The sequence below is a fragment of the Streptomyces sp. DSM 106670 genome (genome assembly GCF_055792845.1).
Window position 1 is genome coordinate 1,298,480 of record NZ_CM147704.1, and the last position, 13,165, is coordinate 1,311,644.

At 71.8% G+C, this 13,165-nt stretch carries 13 protein-coding genes; 5 read left to right on the plus strand and 8 right to left on the minus strand.

The features are described from left to right. The first annotated feature begins 84 nt into the window (after positions 1–84). Both ACSMXR_RS05605 and ACSMXR_RS05610 read left to right on the plus strand, forming a co-directional pair. Complete coding sequence (locus ACSMXR_RS05605) at positions 85–1,107, plus strand: phosphotransferase family protein (protein ID WP_137232153.1); 1,023 nt, start codon at positions 85–87, stop codon at positions 1,105–1,107. 6 nt (positions 1,108–1,113) lie between these two features. Further along, a complete protein-coding gene (locus ACSMXR_RS05610; RefSeq protein WP_137232152.1) occupies positions 1,114–2,328 on the plus strand; it encodes an acyl-CoA dehydrogenase family protein in 1,215 nt (404 codons plus the stop codon). A gap of 65 nt (positions 2,329–2,393) precedes the next feature. Here ACSMXR_RS05610 and ACSMXR_RS05615 read toward each other — a convergent pair whose 3' ends face one another. The 4 genes from ACSMXR_RS05615 to ACSMXR_RS05630 form a co-directional block, all read right to left on the minus strand. Further along, entirely contained in the window at positions 2,394–3,731 is a 1,338-nt protein-coding gene (locus ACSMXR_RS05615) for a M28 family metallopeptidase (RefSeq protein ID WP_137232151.1), read from the minus strand. A 316-nt stretch (positions 3,732–4,047) separates the two neighbouring features. Continuing rightward, positions 4,048–4,641: a TetR/AcrR family transcriptional regulator gene (locus ACSMXR_RS05620; RefSeq protein WP_103511748.1), complete on the minus strand. Its 594-nt coding sequence runs from the start codon at positions 4,639–4,641 to the stop codon at positions 4,048–4,050. A gap of 49 nt (positions 4,642–4,690) precedes the next feature. Further along, the gene (locus tag ACSMXR_RS05625; RefSeq protein ID WP_473171340.1) at positions 4,691–6,448 is read right to left on the minus strand and encodes a class I adenylate-forming enzyme family protein; all 1,758 of its coding nucleotides are present in this window, start codon (positions 6,446–6,448) and stop codon (positions 4,691–4,693) included. Further along, positions 6,445–7,215, minus strand: a complete 771-nt coding sequence (locus tag ACSMXR_RS05630; RefSeq protein WP_473171341.1) for an SDR family oxidoreductase — start codon at positions 7,213–7,215, stop codon at positions 6,445–6,447. Before ACSMXR_RS05630 ends, ACSMXR_RS05625 begins: the two co-directional genes overlap by 4 nt. Before the next feature lie 233 nt (positions 7,216–7,448). On the opposite strand from ACSMXR_RS05630, the gene ACSMXR_RS05635 reads away from it, so the two are divergent. Together ACSMXR_RS05635 and ACSMXR_RS05640 are read left to right on the plus strand one after the other, a co-directional pair. Next, positions 7,449–8,729, plus strand: a complete 1,281-nt coding sequence (locus ACSMXR_RS05635; protein ID WP_473171342.1) for an exo-beta-N-acetylmuramidase NamZ family protein — start codon at positions 7,449–7,451, stop codon at positions 8,727–8,729. 346 nt (positions 8,730–9,075) lie between these two features. Next, on the plus strand, positions 9,076–9,690 hold the full coding sequence (locus ACSMXR_RS05640) for a hypothetical protein (RefSeq protein WP_030085672.1): 615 nt from the start codon (positions 9,076–9,078) through the stop codon (positions 9,688–9,690). A gap of 76 nt (positions 9,691–9,766) precedes the next feature. Here ACSMXR_RS05640 and soxR read toward each other — a convergent pair whose 3' ends face one another. After that, complete coding sequence (soxR, locus tag ACSMXR_RS05645) at positions 9,767–10,234, minus strand: redox-sensitive transcriptional activator SoxR (RefSeq protein WP_137232148.1); 468 nt, start codon at positions 10,232–10,234, stop codon at positions 9,767–9,769. Between the two features lie 112 nt (positions 10,235–10,346). On the opposite strand from soxR, the gene ACSMXR_RS05650 reads away from it, so the two are divergent. Then, complete coding sequence (locus ACSMXR_RS05650; RefSeq protein WP_473171343.1) at positions 10,347–10,808, plus strand: MaoC family dehydratase; 462 nt, start codon at positions 10,347–10,349, stop codon at positions 10,806–10,808. 34 nt (positions 10,809–10,842) lie between these two features. On the opposite strand, the gene ACSMXR_RS05655 is transcribed toward ACSMXR_RS05650, so the two are convergent. The 3 genes from ACSMXR_RS05655 to ACSMXR_RS05665 all read right to left on the minus strand — a co-directional run bounded on the left by ACSMXR_RS05655 (position 10,843) and on the right by ACSMXR_RS05665 (position 13,159). Beyond that, positions 10,843–11,472 (minus strand): TetR/AcrR family transcriptional regulator, encoded by a 630-nt coding sequence (locus tag ACSMXR_RS05655; protein ID WP_137232146.1) that lies wholly within the window; start codon positions 11,470–11,472, stop codon positions 10,843–10,845. Positions 11,473–11,560: 88 nt separating this feature from the next. Then, positions 11,561–11,851 (minus strand): YiaA/YiaB family inner membrane protein, encoded by a 291-nt coding sequence (locus tag ACSMXR_RS05660; RefSeq protein ID WP_007448725.1) that lies wholly within the window; start codon positions 11,849–11,851, stop codon positions 11,561–11,563. Positions 11,852–11,971: 120 nt separating this feature from the next. Next, positions 11,972–13,159 (minus strand): acyl-CoA dehydrogenase family protein, encoded by a 1,188-nt coding sequence (locus ACSMXR_RS05665; RefSeq protein ID WP_473171344.1) that lies wholly within the window; start codon positions 13,157–13,159, stop codon positions 11,972–11,974. Positions 13,160–13,165 lie beyond the last annotated feature (6 nt).

Below are 13,165 nucleotides of genomic sequence, written 5' to 3' on the forward strand. Positions count from 1 at the left end.
CCGACTGGTCGGCATCATGGTTGCGATCGTTCGGACACCTCGTTCCGTCGCCATCACCATCGCCGTCGCCCGGAGGTACGCACCATGAGCCCAGTCCCCCCACCAGGTCTCGACCCGGAGCTGCTGCGTGTCCATCTCGACCGCGAGCGGCCGGGGCTGGTGAGCGGACCCCTCGAAGCGCGGCTCATCGAGGGCGGCCGCTCGAACCTCACGTACGTCGTCGGCGACGGGACGGGACAGTGGGTGGTGCGCAGGCCTCCGCTCGGCCATGTGCTGGCCACCGCGCACGACATGGCGCGCGAGCACCGGGTGATCAGCGGCCTGCACCCCACCGCCGTACCCGTGCCGGAGCCACTGCTGCTCTGTGAGGACGACTCGGTGATCGGCGCCCCGTTCTACGTGATGGAGTACGTCGAGGGCACCCCGTACCGCACCGCCGAGCAGCTCGCCCCGCTGGGCGCCGAGCGCACCCGGGCGGCGGTCCTCGGGCTCGTCGACACCCTGGTCGACCTGCACGCCGTGGACCCCGGGGCGGTCGGGCTCGGCGACTTCGGGCGTCCCGAGGGCTTCCTGGACCGGCAGCTGCGGCGCTGGGGCAAGCAGCTGGACGCCTCCCGCAACCGCGACCTGGCCGGCATCGACGAACTGCACGCCTCCCTCGGCCGCGAGCTGCCCTCCTCCCCCGCGCCCACCGTCGTCCACGGCGACTACCGCCTGGACAACGTGCTGCTCGGCTCCGACGACCGGATCAAGGCCGTCCTCGACTGGGAGATGTCCACGCTCGGCGATCCGCTGACCGACCTCGGGCTGCTCGTGATGTACAGCTCCGACCTCGGACTGCCCAAGTCGCCGGTCTCCACCACCAGCGGCGCGGCCGGGCACCCGTCCCCCGCCGAGCTGATCGAGCGCTACGCGGCCCGTTCGGGCCGGGACACCTCCGCCATCTCCTGGTACACCGCGTTCGCCTGGTTCAAGCTCGCCGTGATCCTGGAGGGCATCCACTACCGCTACACCCTCGGCCAGACGGTCGGCGCGGGTTTCGACCGGATCGGCGATCTGGTCCCCGTCTTCATCGAGCACGGCCTCACCACCCTCCAGGAAGGCTGAACCCCCATGGACTTCGCATTCGACGCCCGTACCGAGGAACTGCGGAGCAGGCTGCTCGCGTTCATGGACGAGCACGTGTACCCGGCCGAGCAGGTCGCCGAGGAGCAGCGGGCCCGGCTCGCCTCGCCGTGGGACACGCCCGCGGTCGTCGGTGAGCTGAAGGCCGAGGCGCGGCGGCAGGGGCTGTGGAACCTCTTCCTGCCGGACGCGGAGTACGGGGCCGGGCTGACGAACCTCCAGTACGCCCCGCTCGCGGAGATCACCGGACGCTCCCCGCACCTCGCGCCGACCGCGACGAACTGCGCGGCCCCGGACACCGGGAACATGGAGGTGCTCTTCCAGTTCGCCACCGACGAGCAGAAGAAGCAGTGGCTGGAGCCGCTGCTCGCCGGGGAGATCCGCTCGGCGTTCGCGATGACGGAGCCGGACGTGGCCTCCTCGGACGCGACGAACATCGAGACGCGGATGATCCGGGACGGCGATGACTATGTCGTCAACGGGCGTAAGTGGTACATCTCCGGGGCGATGAACCCGGACTGCGCGGTCTTCATCGTGATGGGCAAGACCGATCCGGACGGCGAGGACATCCGCCGCCAGCAGTCGATGATCCTGGTGCCGCGCGACACCCCGGGCGTGGAGGTGCGGCGCGCGATGCAGGTGTACGGGTACGAGGACCACTCGCACGGCGGTCACGCCGAGGTGGTCTTCCACGATGTACGGGTGCCCGCGGCGCATCTGATCGGCGAGGAGGGCGGCGGTTTCGCCATCGCGCAGGCGCGGCTGGGTCCGGGCCGGATCCACCACTGCATGCGGCTGATCGGGATGGCGGAGCGGGCCATCGAGCTGATGTGCCGGCGGGCGGTGGCGCGTACGGCGTTCGGCAAGCCGCTGGCCGCGCAGGGCGTCGTGCAGAACTGGATCGCGGACGCCCGGGTCACGGTGGAGCAGCTGCGGCTGCTGGTGCTGAAGACGGCCTGGCTGATGGACACCGTGGGCAACAAGGGCGCGCACACCGAGATCCAGGCCATCAAGATCGCCACCCCGCGCGCGGTGGTGGACATCCTGGACTCCGCGGTGCAGCTGTACGGCGCGGGCGGGGTGAGCCAGGACTTCCCGCTGGCGGAGCTGTGGGCCTCGGCGCGGACGCTGCGGCTGGCGGACGGGCCGGACGAGGTGCACCAGCGGTCGCTGGCCCGGCGGGAGATCAAGCGGTACGTGTGACGGACGCAGTGCGGCCCCCTCCCGAGGTGCTCGTCGGGAGGGGGCCGCACCGGTATCGCCCGGGGTCAGAAGGTGAGCTTCCAGCTGTCGATGTAGCCGGTGTCCTGTCGGGCCACGTCCTGGACGCGGAGCTTCCAGGAGCCGTTGGCCACCTCACTGGAGGCGTTGACCGTGTACGTCGTGATGACGTTGTCGGCCGAGTCGCCGCTGCTGGAGTTCTTCAGGCGGTACGCGCTGCCGTCCGGCGCCAGCAGATCGACGACCAGGTCGCCGCGCCAGGTGTGCTTGATGTCGACGCCCACCTGAAGGGCGGCCGGGGCGTTGCCCGTCCGGCCGGTGACCGCGATCGTCGAGGTCACCGCGGCTCCCGCGTCCGGGATGGCGACATCGTCGGTGTTGCTGAACACGCCCTCGCCGGTGGGCGGCTCGCCGCTGCCGGCGGACAGGGTCCAGATCGCGTGGGCGGCGGCGTCGCTGTTGCGGTCCAGGGCGGTGTCGTTGATGTTGCTCAGGCTGTCGCAGGACGAGTGGTAGCAGCGGTCGAAGGCCTGGCCCGCGGTCCCGCCCCACTTCTGCGCCTGGGCGGCGGACTTGGTGTAGCCCGCGCCGGTGAAGAGCCCGCCGACGGGGACGCCGACGTTCTTGAACGGGGCGTGGTCGGAGCGGCCGTCGCCCTCGGTCTCGATCTCGGTGGGGATGTTCAGGCCCGCGAAGTAGTCCTTGAAGGTCTTCTCGATGACCGGGTCGTCGTCGTAGACGAAGTAGCCGGCGTTGGGCGAGCCGATCATGTCGAAGTTGAGATAGCCGGAGAGCTTGGAACGCTCGGCGGACGGCAGGTTGTTGACGTAGTACTTCGAGCCGATCAGCCCCAGCTCCTCCGCGCCCCACCAGGCGAACCGCAGGTGCTTGTCGGGCTGGTACCCGGCGCGGGAGACGGCGAGCGCGGTCTCCAGCACGGCGGCCGAGCCGGAGCCGTTGTCGTTGATCCCGGCGCCGGAGGAGACCGAGTCGAGGTGGGCCCCGGCCATCAGGACCTTGTTCGCGTCGCCGCCGGGCCAGTCGGCTATCAGGTTGTAGCCGGTGGCGCCGCTGGAGGTGAACTGCTGGAGCGTGGTGGTGAATCCGGCCGCGTCGAGCTTGGCCTTCACATAGTCGACGGACGCCTTGTAGCCGGGCCGGCCGTGGGCGCGGTTGCCGCCGTTGTTCGCGGCGATCGTCGAGAGCTGGGTGAGGTGGGCCTTGACGTTGGCCAGGGGGATGTCGGGCGCCGCTGCCGCGACCGCCTCCGGGGTCGGCGCCCCGGCGGCCTGAGCGCTGGGCGCGGCGGTCGCGAGGAGGGCTCCGAGGGCTACGGCGGCGACGGCCGCCGGGGATCTGCGCAGGGTGAAACGGTTCGGTCTCATTCACGGGCTCCGGATTCCGTTGGGGACTGACGGAACGTGCGGGGGGTACCCGGCCGCGGTGATCGGGCCGGGTCCTGGAGCATGGGCCCGGACAAGGGGCCCAGAGGTGCGCAATGCGTGACCGATGCTCAAGGAAATGACAGTGCTCCGTCAAGAGCGGAAACCGGACAGGTCCGTTCTATTAACGAACAACCCTTCGCCCGTGAACGCTGACGCCTCCGGTGGAGGCCGGACATACCTCATACATCCAGACTCGCCCCGACCGGCGGACCGGGCCACCGGATCGCCCCGGCGGGCGGCAGTTCGACGACACCCCCTACGGGCGCAGGGCCCGCAGCAGCAGGTCCGCGAGGTGGTCGGCGACCTCCTGGCGGCTGAGCGGGCCGTCCGGGCGGTACCAGGTGGAGAGGTGGTGGACCGAGCCGAAGTGGTAGTCGACGACCAGGTCGGCGGGGGTGGCCGAGGAGAACACGCCGCCGCGCTGGCCCTCCTCGATCAGGGCCCGGAAGCGCTCGTGGTAGCGGCGGCGCTCGACGCGCACCTGCTTGTTCTTCTCGGGGCTCAGATGGTGCATGGAGCGGAAGAAGATCGCCGCGTCGTCCAGGTTGTCGATGGTCGTGACGACCACGTCGGCCGCCGCGTCGCGCAGCCGCTGCTCGACCGGCGCCTCGGCGTCCGCGAAGGCGTCCAGGCGCTCCTGCTGGAGCCGCAGCACCCGGGCGTAGACCTCCTGGAGCAGGTCCTCCTTGGAGCCGAAGTAGTGGTAGAGCGCCCCCTTGGTGACACCCGCCGCCTCGACGATCTCCTGGACCGAGGTGCGGTCGTACCCGCGCTCGGCGAAGAGCCGGGTGGCGGCGGCCAGCAGCCTCTGAGGGACGGGAGTGCCGTTCTGATCCGTCGCCTTGGCCATGAGCCGCCACCTTCCTTTCGTACTGTGCATGTGCTGTTTCGACGCCGTTCTAGCGGTGGGAACGCAGTTCCCGCCTGAGGATCTTCCCACTCGCCGTCTTCGGCAGCTCGGTCAGGATCTCCACCTCGCGCGGATACTTGTACGCGGCGAGCCGCTCCTTGCAGTACGCGCCCAGCTCGCCGGGCTCCACAGAGGCCCCCGGGCGCAGGCTCACGTACGCCCGGACGCTCTCCCCCCGGTACGCGTCGGGCACGCCCACGACGGCCGCCTCGCGCACCGCCGGGTGGGTGTAGAGGACATCCTCCACCTCACGGGGCCACACCTTGAACCCGGAGGCGTTGATCATGTCCTTCTTGCGGTCGACGACGTACAGCCAGCCCGCCGCGTCCATGAACCCGATGTCGCCGGTGCGCAGCTCGCCGTCGGGGAAGGCGGCGGCGGTGGCCTCGGGGAGGTTCCAGTAGCCGGAGACGACCTGGGGGCCGCGCACCGCGATCTCGCCCTGCTCCCCGAAGGGCACCTCCCGCCCCTCCTCGTCGAGGATCCGTACGACGGTGTCGGGTCCGGGCACACCGACGGAGAGGGTGCCCGAGACCGGGTCGACGGGGGCCTCGTGCTCGGGCGGGACCGAGGCGCAGGGGGCGGTGCACTCGGTGAGTCCGTAGCCGTTGCGGATGTACGGGCCGAAGCCCGCGCGGAACTTCTCCACGAGCGCGGGCGGCAGGGGCGCGCCGCCGGAGGAGATCACCCGGAACGAGGAGAAGTGGTCCGGGGTGACGTCCGGGTGGGCGGCCAGGGCCATGAAGGCGGTGGAGGGGCCGACGGTGTAGGCGGGGCGGTGGGCGGCGAAGGCCTCCAGGACGACGCCCGCCTCGAAGCGGTAGGCCAGGACGAGGGTGCCCGCGTTGGCGATACAGGCGGAGAGCTGGCAGACCATGCCGGTGATGTGGAAGAGCGGGGCGAGCGCGAAGTAGGCGGAGCCCTCGGCGATCGGATGGCCGGTGCGCTGGCGTTCGGCGTTGACCATGATGTTGCCGTGGGCGTTCATCGCGCCCTTGGGGGTGCCGCTGGTGCCGGAGGTGTAGCTGATCAGCGCCGTGTCGGCGGCGGTGAGCTCGCGGTCCGCCGGGGCCGGGCGCCCGGCGCGGGCGGCGGTCAGCAGATCGTCCGCGAGGTCGTCGGGGCCGGGGGCGGGGAGCCGTTCGAAGCCGAGGACCCGGGGGTCGTTCACGCTCTGGAGGTCCAGCTCGCAGGCGGTGAGGGCGATGGTGAGGTCCGGGGCGGCCGCCGCGGTGTCCCGCAGATACGCCTCCCACGCCCGGTCCGCACAGATCAGCGCGGTGACCTGGGCGTCCTTGAGTACGTGGCCGACCTCGCCGGACTTGTACATCGGGTTGAGCGGGACGACGGTGGCCCCCGCCTTCCACGCCCCGAGCAGGGCGAGGACGAAGTGCGGGCTGTTCTGGAGCATGATCGCGACCCGGTCGCCCCGGCGGAGCCCCCGGGCGGCGAGGTGCCCGGCCACCGAGTCCGACAGCGCGTCGGTCTCGCGGTAGCTCAGGCGGCCGTCGAAGTAGGCCAGGGCCGGGCGGTCCGGGGCCCGGTCCACGGCCGCCCGCCAGGCGTGCAGCACGGTCGCGGGCGGGGTGACGGGGGCGCGCTGGGCGTCGCTCAGCAGGGCCAGCCACGGCTGGGCGGCGTAGATGGACCCGGTGGCGGCCCGGGCGGCGGAGGCCGCGGCGGCGGAGTCCACGGGCCCGGAGGCCGCGGGTTCGGGGGTCACGGGTCCGGGGGTCGGGTCGCTCATGCGCCGCTCGCCTCCCACTTCTGCTGGAGGCGGTTCATATTGCCCAGCCACCGGTCCGGATCGGCGGCGCGCGCCTGGTGGTAGCCCGCCACCTCCGGGTGCGGCAGGACCAGGAAGCGGTCGGCGTCCATCGCCTCGAACAGGGCGTCGGCGACGGCGTCCGGCTCGATGGCGCCGGGGGCGAGGACCAGCTCGCCGGCCGAACCGGCGGCGGTGAGCATGTCGGTGCGTACGCCCTGCGGGCAGATCGCGTGAACCTTGACGCCGCGGTGGCGGTAGGTGAGCGAGAGCCACTCGGCGAAGGCGACCGCCCCGTGCTTGGTGACGCTGTACGGCGCCGCGCCGATCATCGTCAGCAGCCCGGCGGCGGAGGCGGTGGTGACGAACCGGCCGCTGCCGCGCTCCAGCCACTCCGGCAGCAGGGCCCTGGCCGCGCGGACGTGGGCCATCACATTGACGTCCCAGGCGGCGGCCCAGACCTCCTCGTCGGCGAACGCGTCGCCGGGCGAGGCCAGGCCCGCGTTGGCGCAGTAGACGTCCACGGTGCCGTCCAGCGCCTCCCGGGCCGCGTCCACGATGCCCGAGGCGTCCCCGGCGACGGCGGTCCCGCCGATCTCCTTCGCGAGCGGCTCGATCCGGGCGAGGTCCAGGTCGTTGACGACGACCCGCGCTCCCCCGGCGGCGAACCTGCGGGCCAGCGCGGCTCCGATGCCGCCTCCGGCCCCTGTGACCACTACGCCGGCGTCCTGCACCGAACCCATCGCCATCCCGCCTTTCCTCATCCGGCCCCGTCCGGTCCCGTCCGGTCCCGTCCGACCGCACCGGCAGACTAACCGGTCGGTATGTCATCGGGGAAGGGCCGGGAACGGACCGGGCGGGGGCCCGGGAGGGGTGCGGGGACCGGCTCGGGGAATCGGCGCGGCCCAGGTCGTTCCGCGCGGCCCCGGCCCGCGCTAGCGTGCGTGGCCATGACAGTCGGCGCGATCATGGAGGTAGCGGAATGAGCCTGTCCCGACGTGGTTTGCTGGCCGCGGGAGGCGCCGTGGGAGCGCTCGCGGCGACGGCGGCCGGCACCGGTCCCGCCGCCGCCTCGTCCGGGTCCGGACACGGCTCCGGGCCCGGACGCGGCCGGGTGCGTACCGGTTTCGACCGGCTCGCGGCCGACGGCTACCGGCTGCTGCGGGGCCAGAAGGTCGGCATCGTCACCAACCCGACCGGCGTCACCGCCGACGTCCGGCACATCGTCGATGTGATGCATCCGGACGCGCGGGTGAACCTGACCGCCGTGTTCGGCCCCGAGCACGGGTTCCGGGGCACCGCGCAGGCGGGCGGCTCCGAGGGACGCTACGACGACCCGGCGACCGGGCTGCCGGTCTACGACACGTACCTCAAGAGCGGGCAGGACCTCGCGGACATCTTCACCGCCTCGGGCGTGGACACGGTCGTCTTCGACATCCAGGACGCGGGCGCCCGCTTCTACACGTACATCTGGACGCTGTACGACTGCATGGAGGCGGCCGCGCTCGCGGGCAAACGCCTGGTGGTGCTGGACCGGCCGAACCCGGTGACCGGGCGGGCCGCGCTGGGCCCGGTGCTGGACCCGGCCTTCGCCACGTTCGTCGGCCGCCGGGAGATCGCCCAGGCGCACGGGATGACGGTGGCGGAGCTGGCGCTGTTCTTCAACGCGGAGTTCCTGCACGAGAATCCGGTGCGGCTGGACGTGGTGACGATGTCGGGGTGGCGGCGCTCGGACTTCTTCGACGACACCGGGCTGCCATGGGTGCCGCCGAGCCCGAACATGCCGACGCCCGAGACGGCTCTCGTCTACTCCGGCACCTGTCTCTTCGAGGGCACGAACCTCTCCGAGGGCCGGGGCACCACGCGTCCCTTCGAACTGCTGGGCGCGGAGGGCATCGACCGTGGCTGGGCGGCCGCCGCGAACGCGCTGGAGCTGCCGGGGGTGGCCTTCCGCGAGGCGTACTTCGCGCCGGTGTTCTCCAAGTTCGAGGGGAAGACGGTGGGCGGGGTGCAGGTGCACGTCCAGGACCGGGAGGTGTTCGACCCGGTCCGCACCGGGATCGCCCTGCTGGTGACGGCGAAGCAGACCTGGAGCGGCTTCGCCTGGCGGCCGGACAACTGGATCGACAAGCTCACCGGGAACACCCGGGTCCGCACGATGATCGACGCGGGCGCGGACACCGACGAGGTCGTACGGGCCTGGCAGCGGGACCTGTCGGCGTTCCGCGCGAAGCGGCGGAGGTATCTGCGGTACGGGGGCTAGGGGGTGGTCCCGGGGGGGGCGAACCTGCGCTGCTCGGGTGCTACTTCCGGCCGACCGGCGTCGAGCACATGGTCGGCGGTGATCCTTTCCCGGCACGGGCGAACTGCCGCCATGGGCGGACCCCACCTCACGGGATCGTGCCGCCGCCCTGGGATTTCGCCACCCGCGCGAGGACGTACACCCGCGCACCACCCTCCCGTGCGCCGCTCCGCTTCCGCCCGTGGCACCCCGTCCCACATGGGGCGTCTCGGCCAATGGACGGATTTCATCTTTCGATGGAGCCGAAACGGGCAGGCGTACGTCCATTCCTTGACGTCCAAGGATGAGCGACGGAGGTGGCGGTGTCATGGCCGGTTTCCGGAGTCTTGCGAGACAGGTACGCGATCCGCTGGGTGATCTGGCCCTGCGGCGGTATTCACTGCGCAAGTGTTTGGAGAGGTTCGCCCCGTACGGGCACCGGGCGACCTGGGACCATCTGTGCGCCCGGCACGGGATCGATCCCGAGGACCGGGCGCCCGATCCGGTGCGTCTGATGCGCGCGCTGGACGAGCTGGAGGAGGCGCGGGCCGTGTGGCTCGCGTACGAGGCGGGGTTCGCCGAGCGGCGGCGGCGCGAGAAGCACGCGGGGCTGCGGCGGCCGGGCGCGTTCGACGACTGGCACCGCCGCACCTGGGGCGGTCACGGAGTGGCCCGCTGCACCGACCCGGGCGTCCATCCGACCGAGCCGCTCGCCGAGGTCCTGCGCCGGCTGATCGCGGCTCTCGGCGCCGGCCCCGGCTCCGCCTGCCCGGTCTGCGCGGGCACCGGCATCGAGTGGCGGCAGGAGCGGGGCGACGAGCCGTGGGCGGGTCCGGTGTGCACGGGCTGCGGGATCGTGGTGCCGCGGCCCGCGCTGACCGACCGCACCCTGGCCAGGGCCCGGCTGCCGCGGCACCGGAGGCCGGCCGTGCAGGCGGCGTGAGGCCCGGCGTTCCGCGCGGCCGCCCGGCCCCGGTGGACGGGGCCGGAAGGCCAGGAGTCCGGTCCCGCGACGGCGCTCAGGAGGACGGCTTGCGCTCGGGCATCAGATGGGAACCGGTGATCCGCTCACCGCTGATGTCGTCGGGGTTGGACAGCACACAGGTCTCCAGCGACAGACAGCCGCATCCGATGCAGTCGGTCAGATGGTCGCGCAAGCGGTGCAACTGCTTGATGCGCTCGTCCAGTTCCTTGCGCCACACCTCGGAGAGGCGGGCCCAGTCCTCGTGGTTGGGCGTGCGCTCCTCGGGCAGTTCGGCGAGTGCGTCCCGGATCGTGGCCAGCGGGATGCCGACGCGCTGCGCCGCCCGGACGAAGGCGACCCGGCGCAGCGCGTCCCGCGTGTAGCGGCGCTGATTGCCGCTGGTGCGGGTGGAGGTGATCAGGCCCTTGGACTCGTAGAAGTGCAGGGCCGAGACGGCTGCGCCGCTGCGCGCCGAGAGCTGGCCGACCGAGAGTTCGTGGAGTGTCTGTGGGATCTGTGGCACCCCTCAAACCTACTGCCATGTCGTTGACAGGAACGCGCCGCCGGACAATGCTGAGCAAGCGCTTAGACATCGCGCGGGCAGCGCGTCGAGCCGGAAGGCAGGGACCGGGAACATGGCAGAGCCGAGGATCTTCACGTCCGCGCAGGAGCTGCGGGACGGAGTGGGCGAGCAGCTGGGACACAGCGACTGGCTGGAGATCGAGCAGAAGAGGATCGACCAGTTCGCCGAGGCGACCGGCGATCACCAGTGGATCCATGTGGACCCGGAGCGGGCGAAGGACGGACCGTTCGGCACGACCATCGCGCACGGCTATCTGACGCTCTCGCTGCTGCCCGCGCTGGTACCGCAGGTGATGCGGGTCGAGGGCATGAAGATGGGCATCAACTACGGGACCAACAAGGTCCGTTTCCCCTCGACCGTCCCGGTCGGCTCGCGGCTGCGGGCCACGGCGGTGCTCCACGAGGTCGCGGAGGTGGGCGGCGGCGTGCAGGTGACGGCGGTCGTCACGGTCGAGCGCGAGGGCGGCGAGAAGCCGGCCTGTGTCGCCGAGTCGGTGTCCCGCTACTACTTCTGAACCCGCCCGACGGCTTCCGTGACCCGCCGGGCCGCTACGGGACCTGCCGGGCCTTGACCATCCGCAGGACGAGGTCGGCGTACAGCTCGCCGACCTCGTCGGGCGTGCGGCTGCCCTGGGCGTTGAACCAGCGGGCCACGTCGATGCAGAGGGACAGCACCGCGAGCGTGGTGCCGGGGATGTCGGGGACGTCGAACTCGCCGTCCCGCACCCCCTCGCTGATGATCCGGCGCACCACCGCGTCGCTCCTGCGCCGCAGGGCGACGATCTCGGTGCGGTGCTCCTCGCCCAGCGCGTCGAGCTCGTACTGCACGACCCGGGCGGTGGTGTGCCGCTCCGCGTGCCAGCGGACGAAGGAGCGGACGGCCCCGGCGAGCCGTTCGGCGGCCGTGCCGTCCCGGTCGGCCTCGGCGTCGAGGACGTACAGCGCCCGTTCGTGGCCGATCTTGCTGATCCGGTGGAGCAGCTCTTCCTTGGTCTTGTAGTGGATGTAGAGCGCGGCCGGGCTCATCCCGGCCCGGCCGGCGATGTCACGGGTGGTGGTCGCGTGGTACCCGCGCTCGGCGAAGGCGTCCACGGCGGCGACGAGCAGCCGCCTGGCCGCCTCGGGAGTGACCTCGCCCCACGGCGTGTCCTCGCCGCTCGTCTCCTCCACCGCACTCATCGCCCAAGGCCCCTCTCCGTCAGCAGGACGCACACCATACCCCGAACCTGAGCAAGCGCTTAGGGGATGTCCTGCCGATCCCGCGGGGTCAGAGCTTCTGGAAGGGGTCGTGCTCGGCGAGGATCTTCTCCAGCCGGGCCTGGTCGACCCTGCTGTGGATCTGCCCGGCCTCCTGGCGGTCCCGGATCACCTTGGCGAGCGTGAAGCAGGACGTGACGAGGTAGAGCACGCCGATGGCGAGGAAGCCGCGCACCCAGGCGTCGGCGTCGAGGAAGAAGATACCGAAGGCGACCGCGGCGATCGCCACCATGAAGGAGGCGACGGCCTGCATGTAGAAGGCCGCGGTGCTCTGCTGCTTGACCGATGTCGTGTCACTCATGGGGCCAGCATCCGCCCGACGTGGCGCACACCACATCCGCGCCCGTACTCAGGCCCGTACTCAGACGTCGGACGCCTGTACGAGGCCGAGCGCCGCGCGGGTACGGGCCCGGGGGCCGGGTCAGAACGCGGAGACGCCCGTCAGCGCGCGGCCGATGATCAGCTTCTGGATCTGGCTGGTGCCCTCGTAGAGCGTCATCACCCGGGCGTCGCGCAGCAGCTTGCCGACCGGGTACTCGTCGATGTAGCCGTAGCCGCCGAAGACCTGGAGGGCGTTGTTGGCGCAGCGGACGGCGGCCTCGGAGGCGTACAGCTTGGCCGTGGAGGCGGCGGTGGCGAACTCCTGGCCCCGGTCGATCAGATCGGCGACCCGCCAGGTGAGCAGCCGGGCGGCGTCCACGTCCACGGCGATGTCGCTGAGCAGTTCCTGGACGAGCTGGTGGCGGGCGATGGGCTTTCCGAACTGCTCGCGCTCGCCGGCGTAGCGCACGGCCGCGTCCAGGGCGGCCTGGGCGATGCCGACGCAGCCCGCCGCGACCGACATCCGCCCCTTGGCGAGGGCGGACATGGCGATGGAGAAGCCCTTGCCCTCGGGGCCGAGCATGGCGGACGCCGGTATCCGGACGTCCTGGAGGACCAGTTCGGCGGTGGCCTGGCCGCGCAGACCGAGCTTGCCGTGGATGGTGCGGCGGGTGAGGCCGGGGGTGTCGGTGGGGACGAGGAAGGCGGAGACGCCCCGGTGGCCGGGGGTGTCGTTCGTGCGCGCGAAGAGCAGGACGACGTCGGCCCAGGTGCCGTTGGTGATGAACGTCTTGGTGCCGTTGACGACGTAGTCTCCCCCACTCCCGGCTCCGCTCGAGCGGAAGGCGCCCCCTCCGTCCCGGACGGCCCTGGTGGCGAGGTTCCCGGCGTCCGAGCCGGTGCCGGGCTCGGTGAGGCCGAAGCAGCCGACCGCCTCGCCGGAGGTGAGCCGGGGCAGCCAGGACCGCTTCTGCTCCTCGTCGCCCCAAGACGCGATGGTCTTGGCCACCAGGCCGAGCGATACGGAGACGATGCCGCGCACCGAGGAGTCGCCGCGCCCCAGCTCCTCGGTGACCAGGCAGTAGGACAGGTGGTCGCCGCCGGAGCCGCCGTACTCCTCGGGGACGGTGAGACCGAGGAAGCCGAGGGCGCCGAGCTTGCCGACGATCGACCTGTCGACATTCTCGGCCCGGTCCCATGCGACGACATGGGGGGCGACCTCGCGGGCGACGAAATCCTCGGCCAGCTTCCGGACGGCTTCCTGCTCCTCGCTCAGCGTCAGGTCCATCGTGCG